We start from the raw sequence: 24989 nt of genomic DNA on the forward strand, positions 1-24989 counted from the left end.
CTCCCCCCGGACCGCCGGTGCGGCCCACCCCTCGGAACGGTGGGGCGGGCCGCACCGGCACAGACCCTCCGGTACGGGTCGGAGCGGACCTGGGCCTTCTCCCGGAGGAGGCCTAGCCGGCCAGCAGCGAGGTCAGCCGCCCGGCCAGCAGGTCCCAGCGCCAGGAGCGGTCCACCCAGCGGCGCCCGGCCTCGCCCATCCGCCGGCGCAGCTCCTCGTCCTTCAGCAGCCGCACGATCCGCTCGGCCGCCGCGGCGGGCGTGCCGCCCGGCACCACGTAGCCGGTCTCGCCCTCCAGCACCGCGTCCGGCGCTCCGCCGGAGTCCCCCGCCACCACCGGCAGGCCGGTCGCCGAGGCCTCCAGGTAGACGATGCCGAGCCCCTCGACGTCCAGTCCGCCGCGCCGGGTGCGGCAGGGCATGGCGAAGACGTCCCCGGCGCCGTAGTGGGCGGGCAGCTCCTCCCACGGCACCGCGCCGGTGAACCGGACGGACGAGCGCACGCCGCGGGCGTCCACCAGCTTCTCCAGGTCCGCCCGGTAGGGGCCGCCGCCGACGATCAGCAGCACGGCGTCCGGCACGTCGGCGAGGATCTGCGGCATCGCCTCGATGAGGGTGTCCTGGCCCTTGCGCGGCACCAGCCGGGAGACGCAGACCACCACCGGCCGGTCGGCCAGCCCGAGCCGCTCGCGCACCGCGGCACCGCCGGAGTCCGGGTGGAAGCTCCGCTCGTCCACGCCGGGCGGCAGCTGGACCATCCGCGCGGCCGCCTGCGGGCCGACGGCGGCGGCGATCCGGGAGCGGGTGTACTCGCCGAGGTAGGTGAGCACGTCGGTGCCCGCGCCGATCCGGCGCAGCAGCTGCCGGGCCGCCGGAAGCTGGGCCCAGGCGGCCTCGTGGCCGTGGGTCATGCCGAGCAGCCGCCCGGCGCCGGCCCGGCGCAGCGTGGGGGCCATCAGCCCGAGCGGCGCGGCGGCGCCGAACCAGACCGAGTCGCAGCCCTCGGCGCGCAGGATCTCGGCGGCCCGCCGGGTGACCCGCGGTGTGGGAACCATCACCTTCGTCCGGTCGCGGATCACCGGGAACGGCTGTTCCGCGTCGAAGCGCGCCACCTCGGTGCCGTCGCGCCAGGTGGAGGCGTACACCACGACGCTCCCTGCGGGCTGACGGACGGCCATGTTGTGGACGAAGGCCTGGATGCCCCCGGGCCTCGGGGGGAAGTCGTTGGTCACGATCAAGGTCTTGTGCATCAGGCCACGGCTCGCTCGGTCGGGGGGTGCTCGGTGTACCGCTGGGTGATCCGTACGATAGGTCAACACCACGACCCGCCGGGAACGGATCCGCGTACGGCAACCGTTCCACCCCCGGGTCTGTCCTAGTACCGGGTGGTCGGCACGGCCGGTCCGGCCCCGTGGCGGCAGCCCGGCCAGGACCCGCCCGGACCGCCCGGGCGCCCGTCGCGCGGCGCCGCCGGCGGGACGTCCGAGACGAACGAGGGAGCGCAGTGGAGTTGGCCCCGGCCACCGAGTCCGGTACATCCAGCGGCGCCGAGGGCTCCGGCACGGCGCTCGCCGTCCGCCGCGAGCCGGCGCCGAGCACCACGCGCCCCTCCGGCCGCTCGGGCGCCCTCCTGGCGCTGGGCGGGACCTGGGTGGCCACCCGGACGCTCCTGCTGCTGCTGGTGACCGGCGTGCTGCGGATGCCCGGCGGGGACATCACCGCCGACGTCTGGCTGATCTACCACGGCTGGTACGGCGTGCTGCAGACCGGCACCTTCCCGCTGGACGACGTCACCTGGCAGTACCCGCCCGGCGCCGCCCTGGTGATCATGCTCCCGGGCCTGCTGCCCTGGTCGTACCTGGTGTCGTTCTGGGTGATCTGCGGGATCGCCGACGCGGTCGCGATGGCCCTGCTGGTCCGCACCGGGCTGCGCAGGGGCCGGGCGCTGACCGGTGCCTGGGTCTGGGTGGCCGGCGTCCCGCTGCTCGGTCCGATGATCTACAACCGCTACGACGTGATCGTCACCGCGATCGCGGTGGCCGGCCTGCTGGCGCTGATCCGCCGCCCGGCGATCGGCGGCCTGCTGCTGGGCCTCGGCGGCATCGTCAAGATCTGGCCGCTGCTCGGCCTGATCGGCACCCCGTCCGGTCGGCGCACCCGCCGTTCGTGGACCGCCGCGGCGGCCGCGACCGCGGCGATCGCCTTCCTGCTGGCGGCCGGGATGAACGGCGCGTTCGAGTTCCTGACGTTCCAGAAGGACCGCGGCATCGAGGTGGAGTCGGTCGGCGCGCTGCCGATCCACTTCGCCCGGATCGCCGGGGCCTGGGACGGCAAGGTGATGATGAACTACGGCTCGGTGGAGATGCTCGGGCCGTGGGTCGAGCTGGTCAGCAAGGTGATGCTGGCCGGCACCGTGCTCGGCTTCGGCTGGCTGCTGCTGTGGCGGTTCACCGCCCGGCGCCGCAACGCCGCCACCATGTACGACGCGGCGCTCGCCGCGCTGCTGATCTTCACCGTGACCAGCCGGGTGATCAGCCCGCAGTACCTGGTCTGGCTGGTCGGCGTCTCGGCGGTCTGCCTGACGGTGCGCGGCAGCAGCCAGCGGCCGGTGGCGCTGCTGATCCTGGCCGCGACCCCGCTGACCCTGGTGGAGTTCCCGCTGGTCTTCGGCGACGTGGTCGCCAGCAAGCCGGGCGCGATCGCCGTGCTGACCCTGCGCAACCTGCTGCTGCTGACCGCGACCGGGCTGTCCTGCGTCCGGCTCTGGCGCTCCACCCGGCGCACCGAGCGGCTCGCGGAGACCGTGGTGCTGCCCCGCCCGGAGCCGGTGCCGGCGGCCGCGTTCTCGGTGCGCCCGGGCATCGCGTACGAGCAGGACCTGCTGGACGGCATCGACCGGCCGCGCGGCGCACCCGGCGACCGGCGCCAGGGCGCCCGGCCCTGACTCCGCGCCGGGAGGCGCGCAGCCCCTCCTAGCGGGCGGCTAGCGCCCGGACCTCGGCCAGCCAGAGGCGGGTGAACTCGGCCAGGCCGAGGCCCAGCCGCTCCCGCAGCAGTCCGTCCAGCCAGGCCGGGCGGTCCGCGCCCGGGGCCGCCGCGCCGACCGCCCGGTAGAGGTCCACCAGCCGCTGCGGCCCGTACCGGCGGGCGATCAGGTCGCAGGCCAGCCAGGCCTGCTCGTAGACCTGGGCGAGCCCCTCCCCGGCGGCGGTGAAGGCGGCGTCCTCGGGCAGTGCCGTGGGCAGCCGCCCGTCGGCGACGTCCCGGGCCAGCTCCGGGGCGATCCGGTGGGCGGCGCGGCCCGAGTCGCGGTAGCCGGTCCAGTCGGCGGCGCCCTCGGAGAGCCAGAGCGGCGTCCAGGCGCGGGTGTCCGCCCGGGTCGCCACGTGCACCGCCTCGTGGGTGACCACCACCTGCCGGCCGAAGTCGCTCAGGCCCGCGTAGGTCTCCGGGTTGACCAGAATCCGGTCGGCCGGGGCGTTCAGCGGCGCGCCGGGCGCCGCCACGGTGACAGCGGCCATCCCGGACCAGCCGGGCCGCTCGTCCGCCAGCAGCCGGGTGAACTGTTCCCCGGTGGCGGGCAGTTCCAGCAGCAGCCGGCCGGCCCAGGCGGTGCCCCAGAGGGCCTCGACGGCGGACACCGCCCGGTCGCCGACGGCGGCGAGTCCGGCGGGGGCGCCCCCGCCGGCCCCGGCGTCCACCCCGAGCACCAGGCAGCGCGCTCCGGCGCCGGCCCGGACGGTGCCGAGGTCCCACAGCGGCGGCGGTCCGCCCGCGCCCTCCTCGCGTTCGACCCGCCAGCCGGCGGCGGAGCGGGCCAGCGCCAGCCGGCGCGGGTGGACGACCGGCTGCCGGTCGTACCCGCTCACCACGACGGTCAGCTCGGCGGTGGCGGCGCACCGCCCGGCCGCGTCCACCGGGCCGAGCAGCAGGTTCCGGTAGCCGGCCCGCAGCGGCAGCGCGGGCGGCCCGGCGGTCAGCGCCCGGGCCCGCTCGTCGAGCAGCGCCAGGACGCCGACGTGCTCGTCCGAGGCCGCGGCGGCGGGCCGCGCCGGGGCGGCCCCGGGCAGCGACAGCTGGGCCAGTCCGCCGGCCGCGAGCAGCAGGGCGGTGCGCCGGGACGGCCCGCGGCCGGCGGCGGTGTCCAGGCGGCTCAGAGCCGGATCACCCCCGAGACCGGCATCGCGGTGACGCTCTCGTAGCGGACCTTGGCACCCGGGTAGGGGGCGTGCACGATCACCCCGCCGCCGGCGTACATCCCGACGTGGTGCATGTCCCGGTAGAAGATCACCAGGTCCCCCGGCCGCGCTTCGGAGAGGCCGACCCGCTGCCCGGCGCGCGCCTGGGCCTGCGAGGTGCGCGGCAGGGTCACTCCCGCCTGCCGCCAGCTCCAGTACATCAGACCGGAGCAGTCGAACGCCTTGGGCCCGGTGGATCCGTACACGTAGGGCGAGCCGATCATCCGCACCGCGGCGGCCAGCGCGGCGGCGCCGCGTTCGGAGGCCGGCGGGGTGCTGCCGAGGTCCAGCCGGTCGGTGCCGCGGGTGGCGCGCTGCTCCGCCTCCCGGGCGTCCTGGGCGGCGAGCCGGGCGCGCTCGGCGGCGCCGAGGCTGTTGAGCAGCCGCTGCGCCTTGGCGAGCCGCTGCTGGACCTCCTGCTTGCTCTCGGCCAGCGCCCTGCGGATCTCCTCCAGCTCGGCGAGCTTGGCGGTGGTCTCGGCCCGGCGCTGGTCGAGCACCCGCTGACGGCCCAGCAGCTCGTGCAGGGTCTCATTCTGCCGCACGGCGGCCTGGTCCAGGGTGCGGGCCCGGGTGAGGTAGCCCTCGGGGTCGGTGGAGAGCATCAGCTGGACGGTCTGCGCCATCCCGCCGCCGCGGTACTCGGCGCCGGCCACGGTGGCGAGGTCGCCGCGCAGCCGGTTCAGCTCGTCCTGGGCGAGGGCGACCTGCTGCTGCAGCGTGCCGGTCTCGCGCTGGAGCCTCTGCTGGGCCTCCTGGGCGGCGTTGAACCGCTCGGAGGCCTGCTCGGCCTCGTCGTAGAGCTGCTCCACCTGCGCCTTGACGTCCTTGCGGTCGGCCGGGGCGTCCGGCGAGCCGGGCGCGGCCCGGGCGCTGCCTGCGGCCGCCACACCCAGCGCGGTGGTCGCCGCCGCGGTGAGCACCAGCGCCCGGGCGAACGCGTGCGCACCTGACAGCGGGGAACGGCGGTGCACGGCCATGCGACGTCGGCTCCGATCCTGGGCCCGGCCCGCCGCCGCACCGGAGCGGGCGGCTGTCGAAGCGGGCGTCCGGTGGCAGACGTTAGCGAGTCAGGGCAACCGATTCCAAACCCCTCCGAACCCGAATATTCGGACACTGATCGGACATCAGATCGGTTCGCGGACCGAGCGTCCCGGCGGGGCCGGGAAAAGCCGCAGGCCCGGCCTCCCTCGGGGGAGACCGGGCCTGACGGGGCGTTCCGACCGTCGGTCAGAGGCGCACGATGGTGTTGACCGGCATGTTGGACGCCGACTCGTAGCGGACCGACGCGCCCGGCTTCGGGGCGTGGATGACCTGGCCACCGCCCACGTAGATGCCCACGTGGTGGCGGTCGCCGTAGAAGATCACCAGGTCGCCGGGCTGGGCCTTGGAGATGTCCGAACCGATCTGGGTGCCGGCGGTGGCCTGCGCCTGCGAGGTGCGCGGCAGCGACACACCCGCCTGGGCGTACGCCCAGCCGGTGAGGCCCGAGCAGTCGAAGGAGTTGGGGCCGGTGGCGCCGTAGACGTACGGGGCGCCGAGCTTGCTCTCGGCGGCCGCGATCGCGGCGGCACCGCGCGAGCTGTTGGCGGCCGGCGCGGCCGGCGCGGCCGGCTTGGACGCCGCGGCGGCCGGGGCCGAGGCCGGGGCCGAGGAGGGCGCGGACTGCGCGCTCAGGTTGCTGCGGTTGGTGTCGCGGGAGGCGCGCTCGGCGTCGGCCTTCTCCTTGGCGGCCTTGGCGGCCTCGGCCTTGGCGGCGTCCGCCTTCGCCTTGGCCTCGGCGGCGGCCTTCTCCTCGGCGGCGCGGATGGCCTGGCGCTCCTGCTCGGTGAGCGTGTTGAGCAGGTCCTGGGCCTTCTGCAGCTTGCCCTGGACCTCCTCCTTGGAGGTCTTCAGCTGCTGGGTGGTGGACTCCAGCTCGGCGAGCTTGGTCTGGGTCTCGGTGCGGTCCTGGTCGAGCCTGCGCTGCTGCTCCTGGAGCTCCTTCAGCGCGCCGGACTGGGTCGAACCGGCCTGGTTCAGGGCGTCGGCCTGGTTGAGGAAGTTGTCCGGGCTGGCGGAGAGCATCAGCTGGACGGTCTGCGATATGCCGCCGGTGCGGTACTGCTCACCGGCGATCTCGGCGAGGCCGCCCTGCGCCTCGATCACCACGGCCTGCTGACGGGCCACCTTGTCCTGCAGCTCGGCGACCTGCTTCTGCAGCTCCTGCTGCTTGGCCTGGGCCCCGTTGTACTTCTCGGTGGCGACCTCGGCCTGCTCGTTGAGCTGGTCGACCTGCTCCTTGACCTGGTCCTTGGTCGGCGCAGGGTCGGCGTGGGCGCCGGACTGCGCGGACAGGGCAACGGCAGCGGCGGCGACACCGGTCAGGATCGAGACACGGGCGCGGCCGGCGGGCTTGGGACGACGATGGGACGCCACGAAGGCGGACTCCTTCTTCCTCATCCGCCTACCGGGTGAGCTGACGGGTTCGGGCGGAAGCGTGCCCTACGACGCCTCACCCGCCGCTCGCGCGGCCGGCCTGGCGCCGATTCACCCCGGAGGAACGTGGTTCCCCGGCTCCGTTCCACAGCGGACCCCGGACTGCGGGGCCCTCGTTCGGACGGGCTACCCGAAGCCCCGTCCCGCTGCTTCGCGAACTCGGCGGCGAACCCCGCCGCCACCCAGGCTGGGTGATCGACTGTGCGTGGTTCGAGGCACGACCCTAGTAACAGATCCGTGATCCGTTCAAATCCTTGTCAGAAAAAAGCCGGAAGAATGCCCAAGTTCCCTTGTGAATATGACCGAATGTGATCACACCCCCACGGCGGGCTGATCATTGTCCGTCAGATGGTCGAAAGCGCGCTCGAAACGCCGACGCCACCTCCGACCGGAGGTGGCGCTGATCACAGGAGCCCCAGCGGGCCCCTCGGGCGTGTCGTGGCGACCCGTCAGACCCGGCGGATCGTGTTGATCTTCATGGCGTCGGCCTTCATCACCTTCACCACGTCACCGGTGCGCGGCGCGTGGACCACCATGCCGTTGCCGATGTACATGCCGACGTGGCTGCGGTCGTCCCGGTAGATGACCAGGTCGCCCGGCTGGGCCTCGGACAGGGACGGCACCCGGGTGCCGTAGTTGCCCTGCGCCTGCGAGGTGCGCGGCAGCGAGACGCCGGCCTTGCCGTACGCCCAGACCATCAGACCGGAGCAGTCGAAGGTGCTCGGGCCGACGTCGCCCCAGCCGTAGGGCGAGCCCTGCTTGCTCATCGCGAGGGCGACCGCGGAGCCCGCCTTGCCGCTCGCCTGCGGCAGGCTGCCCAGGTCGGTGCGCTCGGAACCGCGGGAGGCGCGGTCGGCCTGCTGCTGCGCCGCCTTCAGGGCCGCGCGGTCCGCGGCGCTCAGCGAGTTCAGCAGCTCCTGGGCCTCCCGGAGCTTCTTGTTGACCTCGGCCTTGGTCTGGTTGAGGTCCTTGGTGGTGCTGTCCAGCGAGGCCAGCACGGCGGCCGCCTCGGCCTTCTGCTGGTCGAGCCGGCGCTGCTGCTCCTGCAGGCCCTTGAGCGCCTCGGCCTGGCTGGAGCTGGCCTGCTGCACGCTGGAGGCCTTGTCCAGGTAGCCGGACGGGTCGGAGGTGAGCATCAGCTGGACGGACGGGTCGATGCCGCCGGTGCGGTACTGCTCGCCCGCCACCTCGGCCAGACCGGCCTGCAGCTGGGTCATCTGGTCCTGGCCGCGGGCCACCTGGTCCTGGAGCTGGTCCGCCTGCTTGCGCAGCTGGTCGGCCCGCTCCTTGGCGCCGTTGTACTTCTCGGTGGCCTGCTCGGCCTCCTCCTGCAACTGGTCGATCTGCGCCTTGACGTCGTCCTTCTTCGGCGACGGGCTGGGCGCGGCGTGGGCGGCGACCTGCGCGGAGAGAGCGACCGCGGTCGCAGCGGCAGCGGTGAGCACGGAGACCCGCGCGCGGCTCGGCTGCTTGGGACGGCGGTGGGAGGCCAAGGGACCGGCTCCTTCTTCCAATGGCCTCACCCGAACGGGTGAGAATCCGGAAAATAGGTTTGACGCCAGACCCTAGTGAAGATCCACGTTTCGCGCCACTCCCCCGTTCGCGTGAACGCGAACCGCCCCTCTGACTTCACCGAATTCGCACAACATCGCAATCGGGCCGCTGACCAGCCGTCATACCGACCGGCTCACACCCCGGAAGGGTTACGGGCGGGCCAGCCGGTTGAGCAGCAGCACCGACGCGACGGGGCGCGCGCCGGCCTTCCGCACGCCCTCCGCGACCTCCCGGTCGGTGGAGACCACCACCACCGGGCGCCCCTGCGGCTCGGCCCGGACCAGCCGGCGGATCAGCTCGTCCGCCGTCTCCCCGGTCCGGCTGAACCGCACCCGCACGCCGCGCGGAGGCGCCATGATCACCGGTACGTCCAGGTCCTGACCGTCGAACACACAGGTGACTTCCGCCTGGGTGCGCTGCGCCAGCATCGCCAGCCCGCCCAGCAGCCGGATCCGCTGCTGCTCCAGCGGCAGCGTCGGATAGCCGGTCTTGGTCACGTTGTAGCCGTCCACCACCAGATGGACCTGCGGGATCGCCAGCAGCTGGTCCAGCAGCGCCGGATCGTCCTCGGCCAGGCCCCGGCGCGCCACGTCGTGCGGCGAGGCCGAGCCCGGCACCACGGCCTCCACCAGGTCCGCCGGGCGGATCTGGGACACCGGCAGCGCCAGCTCCCGCTGCAGCCCCTGCGCCGACTGCAGCACGGTGTCCAGCAGCAGCCGCAGCCGCATGTCCTCGACGCTGCGCCCCTCGCGGGCCGAGCGGCGGCCCTGCTCGGCGGCGTTCTCCAGCTCCGTGACCCGGTGCCGGAGCCGGCGCGCCTCGCTCTCCGCCGCGCTCCGCTCGGCCGCCGCCTGCGCCCGGGCCGCCTCCAGTTCGGCGGCCAGCTTGCGGGCCTGCGCCTGCGCGCGGCGGGTGTCGCTCTCCAGCGACCGCAGTCTGCGGCGCAGCGAGTCCGCCTCCCGGCGGACCTCCTCCGACTCGGTCCGCTGGCGCTCCAGGTCCGCCCGCGCCGCGGAGCGCACCTCGGCCAGCTCGCCCTGCAGCTTCTCGACCAGCCGGGCCGCCTCGGCCGCCGCGCCCTCGGCGCCCGCCCGCTCGGCCTCCTCGCCGGCCTCCGCCACCAGCCGGCTCCACCCGGCGGAGCGCACCAGATAGGCGGCGGCCGCCACGTCCATCGGGTCGGCGGCGCCCGGCACGGTGCCCGACTCCAGCGCCCTGACCAGGTCCGGCTGGCCCAGCCGCAGCCGCTCCGCTATCCGCGAGCGGAAGGCCGGCTCCGCCTCCAGGGCGGCCGCCAGCGCGGTCGCCGCGTACTTGGCCCGGCGGGCGGGGGTGAACTTGGCGTACTGACGCAGCGACTGGGGCAGTTCCGCGAGCGGCAGCCCGCCGAGCGCGTCGGAGGCGAGCCCCACCACGCGCCGGCGCACGCCCTCGGGCAGCGGCCGGTCCAGCGTCTCGGCGCCGCCCGCCGCGCCGTTCCCGGCGTCCCTGGTGCCCCCGGCGTCCCGGACCGAACCGTCGACGGCTGCCGCCGGATCGTCACCGCCGCCGGACTCCTCGCCCGCGGCCGCCTCGGCCGGGGCGCCGGTGCCGGAGGGGGCGGCCCCTGCCGCGTCCGGCGCCTGCGCGTCCACAGCGGGCTGCCGCCCCTGCGGCCCGGCGGGCTCCTTCGCTGCGTCCACCACGTCCTCGGCTCCGATCCTGGTCCAGCGGGGTACGGCCCCGGCCGCCACCCCCGTCACACTCCGTGCGTTCTCTCTGTATTGTCCCGTGCGGCGGTCGGCCACGCCCTGCACCGCCCGCCGCACGGTTCAGGCGGTCAGGCCTGCCCCGGGGCCCCGGCGTCGTCGGCCGCGCCCGGGCGGGCGACCAGCTCGACCTGGTCGACCGCGTTGCACCAGCGGCAGCGCACGGACTCGACCGTCTCGCTGAGCACCTGGGTCTCCTCGATCTTCGACTCGCCGGCCAGGTCGAAGTGGAGGAACTCGGTGACCCGGGCGGTCCGGGTCACGTCGAAGCGGGTCAGATTGCCGCAGAGCGTGCAGCGCCAGCGCGTCTCGGCGGTCAGGGCGGGGACGGTCATCGGGGGTCCTCTCGGGTGGTCCCGGAACGGGCTCAGGCGCTCCCCCCGGAGCCCCGGCGTCGGCGGCGGGAGGCGGGATTGCCCGCCCCAAGCCTATTGCCTGGGGCAACCTTCGCGGTCACCGGCCGACCGGCCCCGGCGGTAGCCCACCTGCCGTAACCGCGCGCGGTGCCCGCTCGGCGACGGGGGATGCTGGGGCCCATGGCGATCCCGGTCCTCCCCGTCCACCCCGGGCCGCGCCGCGGCCGGCCGGCCGCCACCGCCCCGGCCGTCTGCTACGCGCTGATCGCGCTCAACACCGCGGTCTTCCTGCTCGGTCCGGCCGCCGGGCTGAACCCGCTCTACGGCCGGGGCCAGAGCCGGGTCTGCGCGGAGCAGCGCTACGAGCAGCGCTGGGGGGCCGTGCCCGTCGAGCTGCTGACCGGGCGCCCGCTGACCACCGGCCAGCTCGCCGAGGCCCCCGAGCCGGTGCCCGGCTGCCCGGCCGCGCCCACGCCGGGCAAGCAGCCGGCACTCTCCGTGCTCAGCGCGCTCTTCCTGCACGGCGGCTGGCTGCACCTGCTCGGCAACCTGCTCTTCCTGCACGTCTTCGGGCCCACCGTGGAGCGGCGGCTGGGGCGCTCCCGGTTCGTCCTCTTCTATCTGGCGTCCGGGGTGCTGACCACCTACGGCTTCGCGCTCGCCGAGGCGCACTCGGCGGACGCGACCCGGGTGCTGATCGGCGCCTCCGGGGCGATCTCGGCCGTCCTCGGCGCCTATCTGCGCTTCCACCCGCGGGCCCGGGTCACCACGCTCGTCCCGCTGCTGCTCTTCCTGCCGCTGCGCTTCCCGGCCTGGCTGGTGCTGGGGCTCTGGTTCGTCCTCCAGTGGTGGTCGGTGCACTCCGCCGGGCCCGGCGTGGCGTACCTGGTGCACGTGATCGGCTTCGCGGCCGGGTTCCTCTACGCCTGCACCCTGGCCGAGCGCCGTCCGCGGGCCACCCGCCCCCGCGACGGTGCGGCCGGCTCCCGATACCCTGGCGGCACCTCACAAAGGAGTACGCCACCGTGATCACCGCCATCGTCCTGATCAAGACCAGTGTCGACCGCATCCCGGAGATCGCCGAGGCGATCGCCGCCATCGAGGGCGTCAGCGAGGTCTACTCGGTGACGGGCGGCTACGACCTGGTCGCGATGGTGCGGGTGGGCCGGCACGACGACCTCGCCGAGGTGATCCCCGGCCGGCTGAACAAGGTCCCGGGCGTGGCCCACACCGAGACCCAGATCGCCTTCCGCACCTACTCCCAGCACGACCTGGAGGCCGCCTTCGCGATCGGCCTGGACGAGTAGGACGCGCCCCCGCCCGGCCGCTGCCCCGCTCAGCCCTCGCGGCGGGTGTCCGCGACGCAGCGGCCGCCCTCGTTGCGGTAGGTCCAGGCGGCGCCGTCCGTGACCAGCTCGCGGACGGCGGTCAGGAACCGGTCCACGTGCTCGTCCGGGGTGCCCGCGCCGAAGCTCACCCGGATCGCGTTCAGGCTGCGCTCGCCGGGCAGCGACGGCTCCGGCGCGCCGCACTCCGAGGGCGCGGCCTCCTCGTCGCCGAGCAGGGTGCGCACCAGCGGGTGGGCACAGAACAGACCGTCGCGGACGCCGATGCCGTACTCGGCGGACAGCGCGGCCGAGAAGTGCGAGCTGTTCCAGCCCCGGACGACGAAGGAGAGCACGCCCACCCGGTCCGAGTCGGCGCCGAACAGGTTCAGCACCCGGACCTCGGGGATCTCGGCCAGCCCGGCCTTCAGCCGCGCGACCAGCGCCCGCTCGCGGGCCTCCAGCGCGTCGAACCCGGCCTCGGTGAGCGCCCGGCAGGCCGAGGCGATCGCGTAGGCGCCGATGACGTTGGGCGAGCCGGCCTCGTGCCGGGCCGGGCCGGTGTGCCACTGCACGGCCACCGAGCCGTCGGTCTCCCGGGCCACCGTGCGGGTGGCGCCGCCGCCGGCCAGGTACGGGTCGGCCGCGTCCAGCCAGTCCGCCCGGCCGGCCAGCACCCCGGCGCCGAACGGCGCGTACAGCTTGTGGCCGGAGAAGGCGATCCAGTCGACGCCCAGCTCGCGCACCGAGACCCGGTGGTGCGGGGCCAGCTGCGCGGCGTCGAGCACCACCCGGGCTCCGTGGCGGTGGGCGGTGCGGGTCAGCTCGGCGACCGGCCAGAGCTCACCGGTGACGTTGGAGGCGCCGGTGACGCAGAGCAGCTTCGGGCCCTCGGGGGCCCCGGTCAGCGCGGCGTCGAAGGCGGCGACGGCCTCGGCGTGCGAGCGGGGCGCGCGCAGGTAGGTGACGGGCAGGCCGGCGTGCGCCCAGGGCAGCAGCGAGGCGTGGTGCTCGGTCTCGAAGGCGAACACCTGGGTCCCGGCCGGGACCGCGCCGGCCAGCAGGTTGAGCGAGTCGGTGGTGGCGCGGGTGAAGACCACCTGGTCGCCCTCGCGCAGGTCGAGGAACTCGGCGATGGTGCGGCGGCTCTGCTCGAACAGGTCGGTGGAGAGCTGCGAGAGGTAGCCGGCGCCGCGGTGCACGCTGCCGTAGTAGGGGGCGTAGGCGGCGACGTCGTCCCAGACCCGCTGGAGCGCCGGGGAGCTGGCGGCGTAGTCGAGCGCCGCGTAGCCGACCTTCTCGCCGTTGGCGAGCGGGACCTGGACGTCGTGGCCGAGCACGGCGAGGGGGGCGCACGGGAGGGGCTGTGCGGAGCTCGCCGAAACAAGGGTGGCGGCGGGCGACGGGTGGGAGGCCAGAGACATGGGGATGCACTCCTGTACGGGTCAGGGACCCCGGGAGTGCGATCAGTCCGGCGTCCGCGCTTGCCACGCGGACGGCTCGCCACGTGACCCGGTCCTCACCCAGGGCACCCCGCCACGGACGGAGGGTTGCCGGACAGCCAGCTGGGGCTTGACGCTGTCGCTCATGACCTGGCGAAGACTCTAGGTCGCGTCCGGCCCGTGGTCAAACAGCCGTCCGTATCCCGGACATGCGCGAGGGCCCACCGGGAGGACTCCCGGTGGGCCCCAACGGCCGCGTCAGGACCGGGCGGTGGCCTCCGACCAGTGCTTCAGCAGATCGCCCGCGGCACCCGAGTCGATGGCCGCAGCGGTGCGCCGCATGGCCGACTCCAGCTGCTCGGCGAGCGGCGCGTCGGTCAGGTCGAGCGCCACCAGCGCGGCCGCCGAGTTCAGCAGCACCGCGTCGCGCACCGGCCCGTGCTCGCCGGCCAGCAGCCGGCGCGCGACCTCCGCGTTGTACGCCGGGTCCCCGCCGCGCAGCGCCTCGATGCCGACCGGCTCGATGCCGACCTCACGCGGGTCGAAGGAGGTCTCGGTGACGGCGCCGCCCCGGACCACCCAGACCCGCGAGGTGGTGGTGATGGTCAGCTCGTCCAGCCCGTCGTCGCCCCGGAAGACCAGCGCGCTCGCCCCGCGCCGCGCCAGCACGCCGGCGATCAGCCCGGCGAGCCGGGTGTCGAAGCAGCCGATGGCGTGCGCCGTCACCCGGGCCGGGTTGGTGAGCGGACCGAGGATGTTGAAGGCGGTGGGCACCCCGAGCTCGCTGCGGGCCGGACCGGCGTACCGCATCGACGGGTGGAAGGTGGCCGCGAAGCAGAAGGTGAGCCCGACCTCCTCGGCGACCTCGGCGACCCGGCTCGGCCGCAGGCGGAGGTTGATGCCCAGCTTCTCCAGCACGTCCGAGGAACCGCTGGAGGAGGAGGCCGCCCGGTTGCCGTGCTTGACCACCTTGGCGCCGGCCGCCGCGGCGACGATCGCCGACATGGTGGAGATGTTGACGGTCTTGGCCCGGTCGCCGCCGGTGCCGACGATGTCCACCGCCGGGCCGGGGATGTCCAGCGGCTCGGCATGGGTGTACATGGAGTCGACCAGGCCGGAGATCTCGTCGACCGTCTCGCCCTTGGCCCGCAGCGCCACCATGAAGCCGGCGATCTGCACCGGGGAGGCCTCCCCGCTCATGATCCGGTCCATCGCCCAGGCGGTGGCCGAGCGGTCGAGGTCCTCCCCCCTCAGCAGCGCCGACAGGATGTCCGGCCAGGTGCGGACCACCTGCGCGGGCTCGCTACCGCCGTTCGCAGGGTGCGCGTTCACCATGGCTGACTCCAGCTCTCGCTCCCCGGGGACCGGGGAAGGACGTAGGGACGAAAGTCAGCCTATCGAGCGGTGGGGTGCCGGGGCCGTGCCGTTCACCCTTCTTCTCTGCTGTTGAGACGCGGGATGAGACGGCGGGGCGGGAAGACCCTCAGCGGGTGGCCGGCGCCCGCTTCGCCTGCCGGGCCCGCAGCAGGGTGGCGACGGCCTCGGCCAGCGCCACCGGGTCCACCGGCTGGGAGATCGCCGCGTCGGCCCGGCTCCAGGCCGCCAGCCAGGAGTCCTGCGGCCGGCCGATCAGCACCAGCAGCGGCGGGCAGCCGTAGATCTCGTCCTTCAGCTGCCGGGCGAGCCCGAGCCCGCCGGCCGGAACCGCCTCGCCGTCCAGGACACAGAGGTCGATGCCGCCCTTCTCCAGCGCCTTGAGCACCGCGGGGGTGGTCGCGCACTCCAGGTAGTCCAGCTCCGGCAGGTCCTCCGCGGGCCGCCGGCCGAGAGCGGTCAGCACCTGCTCGCGGGTGGTGCGGTCGTGGCTGTAGACAAGGACGGTCAACGTCCCGTCGGTCGTGTACGCCATGGGCCTGCTCCCTCACGTGTGATCCGGACCACGTTCGCCTCTCCCCGGATGCTACTCCCGATCACCCGCCGCCGAGCCCTTCCGGAGAGATCCGTCCGGAGCCGTCGGGCCGGCGACTGGTCCGGGCGGAGCACGGCGCGTCACCCCCGCCCGCGCGGACCACCCGTACGGCGGACGGGTGGTCTCTCCCCTTACTACCCGGCGCCCCGCGGGCCCGCCGCGACACGCCGCCGCAGGCCCGGAAGAAGCCCTTCAGGAACCGTCAGAAAAGGGACACGCCGCTGCTCGGCAAGGGTATGGACGGCCCGTCGGCCGCCAAGGGGGCATACCGCACGCACCGGACACTCCGAGGGAGACCCCCCGGCGTGAAGACGGAATAAGGGACCGACATAATGTCCGTCGTGGCGACAGCAACAGCAGTAGAAACCGGGCACGCGCACGGATCGGTCAACCGGCCGAACATGGTCAGCGTCGGAACGATCGTCTGGCTCAGTTCCGAGTTGATGTTCTTCGCGGCCCTCTTCGCGATGTACTTCACGCTCCGCTCCGTCAAGGGGCCGGAGTTCTGGACCGAGAAGGCGCACGCCCTCAACGTGCCCTTCTCCTCGGTCAACACCACGATCCTGGTGCTCTCCTCGCTCACCTGCCAGCTCGGCGTCTTCGCCGCCGAGCGCGGGGACGTGAAGAAGCTCCGCTCGTGGTTCATCATCACCTTCGTGATGGGCGCGATCTTCATCGGCGGCCAGATCTTCGAGTACACCGAGCTGGTCAAGAAGGACGGCCTCTCGCTGTCCTCCGACCCGTACGGCACGGTGTTCTACCTGACCACCGGCTTCCACGGTCTGCACGTGACGGGTGGTCTGATCGCCTTCCTGCTGGTCCTGGGACGGACGTACGCAGCCAAGCGCTTCACGCACGAGCAGGCCACCGCCGCGATCGTCGTGTCGTACTACTGGCACTTCGTCGACGTCGTGTGGATCGGCCTGTTCGCGACCATCTACCTGATCAAGTAACCAGCTGATCAGGTCGCTGGCCACCGGCCTCGGGTCCCGCCCTCACCGGCGACGGCCCGATTTCGCCGGTGCCGACGCTCCCACCGACCGACCGCGCGCGCAGCCCTAGACAGGCAGCCTCGTGCCGGCCAGACCGGCCGCCGGGTGCACCCACCAGTCGACCAGATCCTGACACCGGGGTTATTCCGTGAAAAAGCTCTCCGCACGACGGCGCCACCCACTGGCGGCGCTGGTCGTCCTACTTCTCGCCCTGGCGGCAACCGGGGGGCTGTACGCCGCGTTCGCGCCCGCCGACAAGGCGCAGGCCGACGTCGCCGCGCAGTCGCTCGCGATCGACGAGGGCAAGAAGCTCTTCGCCGTGGGCTGCTCCTCCTGCCACGGCCTGAACGGCCAGGGCAGCAGCGACGGCCCGAGCCTGGTCGGCGTCGGCTCCGCCGCGGTCGACTTCCAGGTGGGCACCGGTCGCATGCCGGCCCAGCAGCCCGGCGCCCAGGTGCCGCGCAAGCCGAACATCTACTCGCAGGCGGAGATCGACCAGCTCGCCGCCTTCGTCGCCTCGCTCGGCCCCGGCCCGGTGACGCCGACCGAGGAGCAGGTCACCTCGACCAACCCCGAGGACCTCGCCAAGGGTGGCGAGCTGTTCCGCACCAACTGCGCCCAGTGCCACAACTTCGCCGGCCAGGGCGGTGCCCTGACCCAGGGCAAGTACGCCCCGTCGCTGGAGGGCGTGGACGCCAAGCACATCTACGAGGCCATGCAGACCGGCCCGCAGAACATGCCGTCGTTCCCGGACAGCATCATGCCCGAGGAGCAGAAGAAGCAGATCGTGGCCTTCGTCCGCCACACCACCAACGATGAGCCCAACCCCGGCGGTCTCACGCTCGGCAGCCTCGGTCCGGTGACCGAGGGCCTGTTCGGCTGGATCTTCGGTCTCGGCGCGCTCATCGCGGTCGCGATCTGGGTCGCCGCCCACACCACCAAGGCCAAGAAGTCATGAGCCACGACATGTCAGAAGAGAAGCTCCCGGAGTCCCACGGCTCCGCCGGGCACCACGAGGTGGCCGCCCACGGCGACCCGTTCGCCGACCCCGGCCTGCCGGCCCACGAGCCGCGCCGCACCGACATCGACGAGCGGGCCGCCAAGCGGGCCGAGCGTCAGGTGTCGCTGATGTTCGTCGTGTCGATGATCGCCACCATCGGCTTCATCGCCTCGTACGTGGCCATCGACCCGGACAAGATCGTCTACATCTGGCCGCTGGGCAACGTCAGCGCGCTGAACTTCGCGCTCGGCATGACCCTCGGCGTCGCGCTGTTCCTCATCGGCGCGGGCGCGGTCCACTGGGCCCGCACCCTGATGTCGGACCACGAGATCCCGGCCGAGCGTCACCCGATCGAGGCCGACGACGAGGTCCGCGCGGACGTCATCGAGCAGTTCAGGACCGGCGCCGCCGAGTCCGGCTTCGGCCGCCGCAAGATGATCCGCAACACCCTCATCGGTTCGATGGCGCTGGTCCCGCTCTCCGGCGTGGTCCTGCTCCGCGACCTGGGCCCGCTGCCCGAGGACAAGCTGCAGCACACCGGCTGGGACGAGGCCACCGAGGCCAAGCCGCTGCAGCTGATCAACATGAACACCAACCTGCCGATGAAGGCCGAGGACATCATCCAGGGCTCCCTGGTGTTCGCGATGCCCGAGGGTCTGACCACGCACTCCGAGGACTTCCAGGTTCGCATCGCGAAGGACGCCCTCATGCTGGTGCGCATCGCGCCGGAGGACATCAAGGACGAGAAGTCCAAGGAGAAGGGTTTCGAGGGCATCCTCGCCTACTCCAAGATCTGCACCCACGTCGGCTGCCCGATCAGCCTGTACGAGCAGCAGACCCACCACGCGCTCTGCCCCTGCCACCAGTCGACCTTCGACCTGGCGGACGGCGCGCGCGTCATCTTCGGCCCGGCCGGCCACCCGCTGCCGCAGCTGAAGATCACCACTGACGAGAAGGGCTTCCTGGTCGCCCACGGCGACTTCGACGAAGCCGTCGGCCCGAGCTTCTGGGAGCGTGCTCGATGAGCAGTGCGAGCAGCACCACCTCCGGCGCCGCCAAGCCGGCCAGCACGCGCGCCAAGCCCGCGAACAAGTGGGAGCAGGCGGCGGACTGGACGGACGGCCGGCTGGGGATCTACTCCCTCGCCAAGGCCAACCTGCGCAAGATCTTCCCGGACCACTGGTCCTTCATGCTGGGCGAGATCTGCCTCTACACCTTCATCATCATCATCCTGACCGGCGTCTACCTGACGCTGTTCTTCAAGCCCTCGATGGGCGAGGTCATCTACGACGGCTCGTACGTGCCGCTCAAGGGCATCCCGATGTCCGAGGCCTACGCGTCGACGGTCGACATCAGCTTCGAGGTGCGCGGCGGCCTGCTGGTCCGCCAGATCCACCACTGGGCCGCCCTGGTCTTCGTGGCGGCGATGTTCGTGCACATGCTGCGCGTCTTCTTCACCGGCGCGTTCCGCAAGCCGCGCGAGATCAACTGGGTCTTCGGCTTCCTGCTGCTGGTCCTGGGCATGTTCGACGGCTTCTTCGGCTACTCGCTGCCCGACGACCTGCTCTCCGGCACCGGTATCCGGTTCATGGAGGGCGCCGTCCTGGCGACCCCGCTGATCGGCACGTACATCCAGATGTTCCTGTTCGGCGGCGAGTTCCCCGGACACGAGATCGTGCCGCGGTTCTTCACCATCCACGTGCTGCTGATCCCGGGCATCATGCTCGGCCTGCTGGTGGCGCACCTGATCCTGGTCTTCTACCACAAGCACACCCAGTGGGCGGGCCCGGGCAAGACCGAGAAGAACGTCGTCGGCATGCCGCTGATGCCGGTCTACATGGCCAAGGCCGGTGGCTTCTTCTTCCTGGTGTTCGGCCTCATCGCCGTCGTCTCGGCGATCGCCACGATCAACCCGATCTGGGCGTACGGCCCGTACCGTCCGGACCAGGTGTCCACCGACGCCCAGCCCGACTGGTACATGGGCTTCTCCGAAGGCCTGATCCGCATCATGCCGGGCTGGGAGATCAGCATGTGGGGCCACACCCTCAACCTGGGTGTGATGATCCCGCTGATGGTCGTCTTCCCGCTGGTGCTGGTCTCGATCGCCGCCTACCCCTTCATCGAGGGCTGGATCACCGGCGACAAGCGCGAGCACCACATCCTGGACCGTCCGCGCAACGCCCCGGTCCGCACCGCGCTGGGTGCCGCCTGGATCAGCCTCTACCTGATCCTGCTGGCGGCCGGTGGCAACGACCTGTTCGCCACCCACCTGCACCTGTCGATCAACTCCGTGACGTACTTCGTCCGCGTGGGCATGTTCGTGGTGCCGGTGCTCACCTTCATCATCACCAAGCGCTGGTGCCTCGGCCTCCAGCGCCGTGACAAGGAGAAGGTGCTGCACGGCCGCGAGACCGGCGTCATCAAGCGCCTGCCGCACGGCGAGTTCATCGAGGTGCACGCCCAGCTCCCGCAGAAGGACCTGCACAAGCTCACCGCTCACGAGCAGGTCCAGCCGTTCGAGCTGCCGGCCGAGACGGACGAGAACGGCGTGGCCCGCAAGGCCGGCGTCATCACCCGCACCCGGGCGAAGCTCTCCCGCGGCTTCTACGGCGAGGGCAGCCAGATCCCCAAGCCGACCTCCGAGGAGCACCACGAGATCACCAGCGGCCACGGCCACCACTGATCCCGTACGCACCCCCGCGTCGCACCCGAGGGCCGCTGACCAGAGTTCTTCTGGTCGGCGGCCCTCGGGCTTTGCCGTACCCGCCTCCCCCGCCCGCAGCGAACGTCAGGAGCCCACCGTGCAGCTGTCCGTCGACCCGGCCTCGGCCACTCCCCCGTACGAGCAGATCCGCGCCCAGATCGCCGAGCAGGCCCGCACCGGGGAGCTGGCGACCGGGCTGCGGCTGCCCACCGTCCGGGCGCTGGCCGAGCAGCTCGGGCTGGCCGCCGGGACGGTCGCCCGTGCCTACCGGGAGCTGGAGGCGGACGGGGTGGTGGAGACGCACGGCCGGCGCGGCACCCTGATCGCCGCGGCCGGGGACTCCGCGCACCGGCTGGCGGCGGCGGCAGCCGCCGAGTACGCCGAGCGCGCCCGGCGGCTCGGGGTGCCCCTGGCGGACGCCCTGGGGGCCGTGGACAGCGCGCTGCGGGTGGCGTACCGGGACGGGGCCGCGGCGGGCTGAGCGGGCCGCCGCGGCCCCGTCCCGGGGCGCTCTCGGCCCGGGACGGTCAGAGCTGCGGGGCGATCATCCCGGTGGCCGGCGCGCGGGTGGCCGGGGCGGTGGTGTTCACCGGCTGCCCGAGCGCGCTGTGCCTGATCCACTCGCTCCAGGCGATGTTCCAGTCGCCGAAGCCGTTGCCGAACGGCTCCATGGACTTGCCGCGGCTGTTCACCACCGTCACCAGGTCCCCCACCCTGGTGTTCTGGTAGAACCAGCGGGCGTTCTCGGTGCTCATCCCGGTGCAGCCGTGGCTGACGTTCTCCACGCCCTGGGAGCCCACCGACCAGGGCGCGGCGTGCAGGTACTCGCCGCTCCAGGTGACCCTGGTGGCCCACTCGACGTCGAGGTCGTAGGCCTCCTGGCTGCCCGCCGCTATGCCGATCGTCTCGCCGCTCATCCGGACCTTGCGTTCCTGGCCCAGCACCACCTTGACGCCGTTGCGGGTGTCGAAGCCGGGCTTGCCGGTGGTCACCGGGATCGTCCGGACCGCCTGGCCGGAGCGCTTGAGGGTCAGCTCGTGCGCGGCCGCGTCCACCACCGACTCGACGCGCTCGCCGATCCGCAGCGCCAGGGCGGCGCGGTCGCCGCCGTACAGGCCCTCGGAGATCCGGCTGCCGGTGGCCTCGAAGGCCAGGCTGACGGTGGTGCCGGTGGGCCAGTACTCCTCGGGGCGGAAGTGCAGGTTCCGGTCGTCCACCCAGTACCAGCCGCCGCTGACGGCGGGCTGCGAGACCACCGCGAGCGCGCGCTCGACCTCCTGGCGGGCCTGCGGGTCCTTGACCGCCTCGGAGAGCTCGACGGTGAGCGGCTGGCCCACGCCGTAGACGCCGCTGCCGGAGGAATCCGGGCCGAGCTTGGCGGTCAGCAGGTGCTGGGCGGCCAGGGTGGAGAAGCCGGCGGTGGTCTCGCCGCGGCCGCCGCGGCCGTCGTCGGCGGCGATCCGCACCGTGTAGGCGGTGGCGGCCTTGAGCCGTCCGGTGGTCTGCCAGCTGCGCTGGTCCTCGGAGAGCCTCCCGGCGACCACCCGCCCGTCCGGGCCGACCACGGTGACGTCGGTCAGCCGGCTGCCCGGCTCGGCGGTCACCGTGAGCGGCTGGGAGGGGTCCGCCCGCTCGGTGGCGGACAGGTGCACCAGTTCGGCGGCGTCGACCTTGCGGACCACCTCGGCGTCCCCCTTGCCGCCGGAGGTGCAGCCGGCCAGCGGGACCAGTACGACGAGGGCCAGCGTGATGCCGCCGAGGCCCGCGATTCCGCGCTTGTCGGCCATGACCGCCTCCCGGGGTTTCGCACGATTGGTCAGATCGTAGGAACGGCGCCCGGCGGAGGGACAACCGAACGGGGCGCCGTTGGGCCGCCAGGGTGAGGCCGTCACTCCGGGGACGCAACAGGGCCGGGCACCCCGTGCGGGATGCCCGGCCCTGTGGGAGGGAGCCAGTGCCTACTGGTTCTGGTTCTCGCCCCGGTAGAACTCGAAGACCCAACCGAACAGACCGATCAGGATGATCGGCAGCGACCAGAACATCAGCCACCAGCCGAAGATCACACCGAGGAAGGCGAGCGCGCCGCCGACCGCGAGCGAGAGCGGCTGCCAGCTGTGCGGGGCGAAGAAGCCCAGCTCGCCGGAGTCGTCCGCGACCTCGGCCTCGGGGTTGTCACCCGCGCCGCTGTCCACCCGGCGGGCGGTGAAGGCGAGGTAGTAGCCGATGAAGGCGCACAGAGCGAAGGCGAGGAACAGCGCGGTGGTACCGGCGGCCTCGATGCCGTGCTCGGAGCTGTTGGTCCACAGGCCGTAGGTGATCGCCATCGCCAGCACGAAGACCGACAGGCCCAGGAAGATCTTGCCCTGCTCCTTCATCAGACGTCACCCTCCTTCTTGCCCTTGCCCAGCTGCGGCGCGTCGTACTTCGCCGGGGTCACACCGGCGAGGTGCTTGGCCGGCTCGCCGTGGTTCTCCAGGTAGTCCAGCGCCGCGATCTCCGGGTAGTGGAGGTCGAAGGCCGGGGATTCGGAGCGGATCCGGGGCAGCGTGAGGAAGTTGTGCCGCGGCGGCGGGCAGGAGGTCGCCCACTCCAGCGAGCGGCCGTAGCCCCACGGGTCGTCGACCTCGATCTTCTCGCCGTACTTGGCGGTCTTCCAGACGTTGTAGAGGAACGGCAGGATCGACAGACCGAGCAGGAACGAACCGATGGTCGAGACGGTGTTCAGGGTGGTGAACCCGTCGGCGGCCAGGTAGTCCGCGTAGCGGCGGGGCATGCCCTCCGCGCCGAGCCAGTGCTGCACCAGGAAGGTGGTGTGGAAGCCGAAGAACAGCGTCCAGAAGGTGATCTTGCCGAGGCGCTCGTCCAGCATCTTGCCGGTCATCTTCGGCCACCAGAAGTGGAAGCCGGCGAACATCGCGAAGACGACGGTGCCGAAGACCACGTAGTGGAAGTGGGCGACGACGAAGTACGAGTCCGAGACGTGGAAGTCGATCGGCGGGGAGGCCAGCAGGACACCCGTCAGACCACCGAAGAGGAAGGTCACCAGGAAGCCGACCGTCCACAGCATCGGGGTCTCGAAGCTCAGCGAGCCCTTCCACATGGTGCCGACCCAGTTGAAGAACTTCACACCGGTCGGGACGGCGATGAGGAAGGTCATGAAGGAGAAGAACGGCAGCAGCACCTGGCCGGTGACGTACATGTGGTGGGCCCACACCGTCACGGACAGACCGGCGATCGCGATGGTGGCCGCGATCAGGCCGGAGTAGCCGAACATCGGCTTGCGGCTGAAGACCGGGATGATCTCCGACACGATGCCGAAGAACGGCAGCGCGATGATGTACACCTCGGGGTGACCGAAGAACCAGAACAGGTGCTGCCAGAGCAGCGCACCGCCGTTGGCCGGGTCGAAGACGTGTGCCCCGAACTTGCGGTCCGCCTCCAGGGCGAACAGCGCGGCGGCCAGCACCGGGAAGGCCAGCAGGATCAGCACCGCGGTCAGCAGGACGTTCCAGGTGAAGATCGACATCCGGAACATCGTCAGGCCGGGGGCCCGCATGCAGATGATCGTGGTGATGAAGTTGACCGCACCCAGGATGGTGCCGAAGCCGGAGAAGGCCAGGCCCATGATCCACATGTCGGCGCCGATGCCCGGCGAGCGGACCGCGTCCGACAGCGGCGCGTAGGCGAACCAGCCGAAGTCGGCGGCACCCTGCGGGGTGAGGAAGCCGGCGACGGCGATCAGCGAGCCGAACAGGTACAGCCAGTAGGCGAACATGTTCAGACGCGGGAACGCGACGTCGGGCGCGCCGATCTGCAGCGGCATGATCCAGTTCGCGAAACCGGCGAACAGCGGCGTCGCGAACATCAGCAGCATGATCGTGCCGTGCATCGTGAACGCCTGGTTGAACTGCTCGTTCGACAGGATCTGGGTCCCGGGACGAGCCAGCTCGGCACGCATGACCAGCGCCATGACGCCGCCGATCAGGAAGAACGCGAACGACGTCGCCAGGTACAGCGTGCCGATCGTCTTGTGGTCAGTGGTGGTGAGCCACTTGATGATGGTGGAACCCGGCTTCCGGGTCCGCTGCGCCCCGACCGTGACGGCCCCGGCGCCCCCGCCGGCCGCGGCGGGCTCGTTGAGGATGGTCACTTCTCTTCACTTCCCATGGTCGTGAGGCCGGAGGGAACCGCGCCGGTCTGACCCTTGGCCCGCAGGTCCTTCAGGTGCGCGTCGTACTCGGCACGGTCGACGACCTTCACGTTGAACAGCATGCGCGAGTGGTCGACGCCGCAGAGCTCGGCGCACTTGCCCATGTATTCACCCTTGACGGTCGGGGTGACCTCGAACTTGTTGACCACACCCGGCACGACGTCCATCTTCATCATGAAGTTGATGGGCCAGAAGTCGTGGATCACGTCACGAGAGGTGAGGCGGAACTGCACCGTCTCGTTGACCGGCAGGTACAGGGTCGGCGGCTCGCCGGGGGTACCCACCTCGTACGCGGCCTCCTGGTTGGCCGGGTCCGGGATCTCGGTGTTCTCGTAGTTGAACGCCCAGCTCCACTGGAAGCCCACCACGTTGACCATGTGCTGCGGCTTCTCGGAGACGGCGGTCAGCTTCGACTCGTCGCGGGCGACGAAGTAGAAGAGGACCGACACGATGATGATCGGGACCGCGGTGTAGAGCGCCTCGATGGGCACGTTGTACCGGGTCTGCGGGGGGACCTGCACACCGGTGCGGCTGCGCCGGTGGAAGATCACGCTCCAGATGATCAGACCCCACATCAGTACGCCGACCACCAGCGCCGCGATCCAGGAGCCCTGCCACATGTGGAGGACCATCGGCCCTTCCTTGGTGACGGGGCTCGGGAGGCCAAGCCTGGGGAGGTCGTTGGCCGAGCAGCCGGTGGCGGTCGCGATGACGAGGCCCAGTGCCAGCGCCTGAGGCAGCTTCCGCCGCATCGTGCGCCGCGGCGAGCGGTCGGAGCCGTTGGGACTCACGTAGCGCCTTCCCGAAGTCTCGCCCGCCTTCGCGTCGCCCCGGGGAGGCTTCCCCTCCTCGGCGACCCGTCCACGGGCACGGTTTGAATGCTTATGCGGGCCAAACCCTACTCCAGCCTTATGCGCTGCTGACGGGCAGGTCCCGGTAACGCGCCGCCCGGACACCCGATCAGGCCCGGCAAG

General features: G+C 72.4%; 22 protein-coding genes and 2 riboswitches. Of the genes, 8 read left to right on the forward strand and 14 right to left on the reverse strand.

The window, feature by feature from the left end; translation table 11 throughout:
• Positions 1-112: 112 nt before the first annotated feature.
• The gene (locus ABT093_RS22015) at positions 113-1249 is read right to left on the reverse strand and encodes a glycosyltransferase family 4 protein (RefSeq protein WP_350566741.1); all 1137 of its coding nucleotides are present in this window, start codon (positions 1247-1249) and stop codon (positions 113-115) included.
• 254 nt (positions 1250-1503) lie between these two features.
• On the opposite strand from ABT093_RS22015, the gene ABT093_RS22020 reads away from it, so the two are divergent.
• Entirely contained in the window at positions 1504-2943 is a 1440-nt protein-coding gene (locus ABT093_RS22020; RefSeq protein WP_350566742.1) for a glycosyltransferase 87 family protein, read from the forward strand.
• Positions 2944-2971: 28 nt separating this feature from the next.
• Here the strand turns inward: ABT093_RS22020 and ABT093_RS22025 are convergent, their stop codons facing one another.
• The 6 genes from ABT093_RS22025 to ABT093_RS22050 form a co-directional block, all read right to left on the reverse strand.
• Complete coding sequence (locus ABT093_RS22025) at positions 2972-3916, reverse strand: hypothetical protein (RefSeq protein WP_350566744.1); 945 nt, start codon at positions 3914-3916, stop codon at positions 2972-2974.
• A 236-nt stretch (positions 3917-4152) separates the two neighbouring features.
• Complete coding sequence (locus tag ABT093_RS22030; protein WP_350566746.1) at positions 4153-5217, reverse strand: C40 family peptidase; 1065 nt, start codon at positions 5215-5217, stop codon at positions 4153-4155.
• Between the two features lie 250 nt (positions 5218-5467).
• Positions 5468-6655 carry a C40 family peptidase gene (locus ABT093_RS22035; protein WP_350566748.1) on the reverse strand — a complete coding sequence of 396 codons (1188 nt, stop codon included), beginning with the start codon at positions 6653-6655 and terminating at the stop codon, positions 5468-5470.
• Positions 6656-6665: 10 nt separating this feature from the next.
• A riboswitch (cyclic di-AMP (ydaO/yuaA leader) is annotated at positions 6666-6818 on the reverse strand.
• 346 nt (positions 6819-7164) lie between these two features.
• Positions 7165-8208, reverse strand: coding sequence for a C40 family peptidase (locus tag ABT093_RS22040; RefSeq protein ID WP_350566750.1), 1044 nt, complete (start codon positions 8206-8208; stop codon positions 7165-7167).
• A 210-nt stretch (positions 8209-8418) separates the two neighbouring features.
• On the reverse strand, positions 8419-9951 hold the full coding sequence (locus ABT093_RS22045) for an NYN domain-containing protein (protein ID WP_502884286.1): 1533 nt from the start codon (positions 9949-9951) through the stop codon (positions 8419-8421).
• A 137-nt stretch (positions 9952-10088) separates the two neighbouring features.
• Positions 10089-10352, reverse strand: a complete 264-nt coding sequence (locus tag ABT093_RS22050; protein ID WP_350566752.1) for a hypothetical protein — start codon at positions 10350-10352, stop codon at positions 10089-10091.
• Positions 10353-10553: 201 nt separating this feature from the next.
• Between ABT093_RS22050 and ABT093_RS22055 the strand changes: the two genes are divergently transcribed.
• A complete protein-coding gene (locus tag ABT093_RS22055) occupies positions 10554-11402 on the forward strand; it encodes a rhomboid family intramembrane serine protease (RefSeq protein WP_350566754.1) in 849 nt (282 codons plus the stop codon).
• On the forward strand, positions 11399-11680 hold the full coding sequence (locus ABT093_RS22060) for an Lrp/AsnC ligand binding domain-containing protein (protein WP_350566755.1): 282 nt from the start codon (positions 11399-11401) through the stop codon (positions 11678-11680). The genes ABT093_RS22055 and ABT093_RS22060 overlap by 4 nt, the downstream gene beginning before the upstream one ends.
• A 29-nt stretch (positions 11681-11709) precedes the next feature.
• Here the strand turns inward: ABT093_RS22060 and ABT093_RS22065 are convergent, their stop codons facing one another.
• The 3 genes from ABT093_RS22065 to ABT093_RS22075 form a co-directional block, all read right to left on the reverse strand.
• Positions 11710-13122 (reverse strand): aminotransferase class V-fold PLP-dependent enzyme, encoded by a 1413-nt coding sequence (locus ABT093_RS22065; RefSeq protein ID WP_350566757.1) that lies wholly within the window; start codon positions 13120-13122, stop codon positions 11710-11712.
• Between the two features lie 51 nt (positions 13123-13173).
• Positions 13174-13291, reverse strand: a riboswitch (SAM riboswitch).
• 107 nt (positions 13292-13398) lie between these two features.
• On the reverse strand, positions 13399-14475 hold the full coding sequence (gene trpD, locus ABT093_RS22070; RefSeq protein ID WP_350566759.1) for an anthranilate phosphoribosyltransferase: 1077 nt from the start codon (positions 14473-14475) through the stop codon (positions 13399-13401).
• A 148-nt stretch (positions 14476-14623) separates the two neighbouring features.
• The gene (locus ABT093_RS22075; protein WP_350566760.1) at positions 14624-15049 is read right to left on the reverse strand and encodes a DNA-binding transcriptional response regulator; all 426 of its coding nucleotides are present in this window, start codon (positions 15047-15049) and stop codon (positions 14624-14626) included.
• 392 nt (positions 15050-15441) lie between these two features.
• On the opposite strand from ABT093_RS22075, the gene ctaE reads away from it, so the two are divergent.
• From ctaE to ABT093_RS22100, 5 genes are all read left to right on the forward strand, one after another.
• Positions 15442-16062 (forward strand): aa3-type cytochrome oxidase subunit III, encoded by a 621-nt coding sequence (gene ctaE, locus ABT093_RS22080; protein ID WP_350566761.1) that lies wholly within the window; start codon positions 15442-15444, stop codon positions 16060-16062.
• Between the two features lie 187 nt (positions 16063-16249).
• Positions 16250-17059, forward strand: a complete 810-nt coding sequence (gene qcrC / locus ABT093_RS22085; protein ID WP_350566763.1) for a cytochrome bc1 complex diheme cytochrome c subunit — start codon at positions 16250-16252, stop codon at positions 17057-17059.
• Positions 17056-18126: a cytochrome bc1 complex Rieske iron-sulfur subunit gene (gene qcrA / locus ABT093_RS22090; protein ID WP_502884283.1), complete on the forward strand. Its 1071-nt coding sequence runs from the start codon at positions 17056-17058 to the stop codon at positions 18124-18126. The genes qcrC and qcrA overlap by 4 nt, the downstream gene beginning before the upstream one ends.
• The gene (gene qcrB, locus ABT093_RS22095; RefSeq protein WP_350566767.1) at positions 18123-19784 is read left to right on the forward strand and encodes a cytochrome bc1 complex cytochrome b subunit; all 1662 of its coding nucleotides are present in this window, start codon (positions 18123-18125) and stop codon (positions 19782-19784) included. The genes qcrA and qcrB overlap by 4 nt, the downstream gene beginning before the upstream one ends.
• 118 nt (positions 19785-19902) lie before the next feature.
• Entirely contained in the window at positions 19903-20286 is a 384-nt protein-coding gene (locus ABT093_RS22100) for a GntR family transcriptional regulator (protein ID WP_350566769.1), read from the forward strand.
• 46 nt (positions 20287-20332) lie between these two features.
• Here the strand turns inward: ABT093_RS22100 and ABT093_RS22105 are convergent, their stop codons facing one another.
• The 4 genes from ABT093_RS22105 to ctaC form a co-directional block, all read right to left on the reverse strand.
• A complete protein-coding gene (locus tag ABT093_RS22105; protein WP_350566771.1) occupies positions 20333-21592 on the reverse strand; it encodes a L,D-transpeptidase in 1260 nt (419 codons plus the stop codon).
• Between the two features lie 171 nt (positions 21593-21763).
• Positions 21764-22180 (reverse strand): cytochrome c oxidase subunit 4, encoded by a 417-nt coding sequence (locus tag ABT093_RS22110; protein ID WP_350566773.1) that lies wholly within the window; start codon positions 22178-22180, stop codon positions 21764-21766.
• The gene (ctaD, locus tag ABT093_RS22115) at positions 22180-23955 is read right to left on the reverse strand and encodes an aa3-type cytochrome oxidase subunit I (protein WP_502884284.1); all 1776 of its coding nucleotides are present in this window, start codon (positions 23953-23955) and stop codon (positions 22180-22182) included. Before ctaD ends, ABT093_RS22110 begins: the two co-directional genes overlap by 1 nt.
• Positions 23952-24806, reverse strand: coding sequence for an aa3-type cytochrome oxidase subunit II (gene ctaC, locus ABT093_RS22120; protein ID WP_350566775.1), 855 nt, complete (start codon positions 24804-24806; stop codon positions 23952-23954). The genes ctaD and ctaC overlap by 4 nt, the downstream gene beginning before the upstream one ends.
• Positions 24807-24989 lie beyond the last annotated feature (183 nt).

Source organism: Kitasatospora sp. NPDC002551 (assembly GCF_040296005.1).
Taxonomy (GTDB): Bacteria; Actinomycetota; Actinomycetes; order Streptomycetales; family Streptomycetaceae; genus Kitasatospora.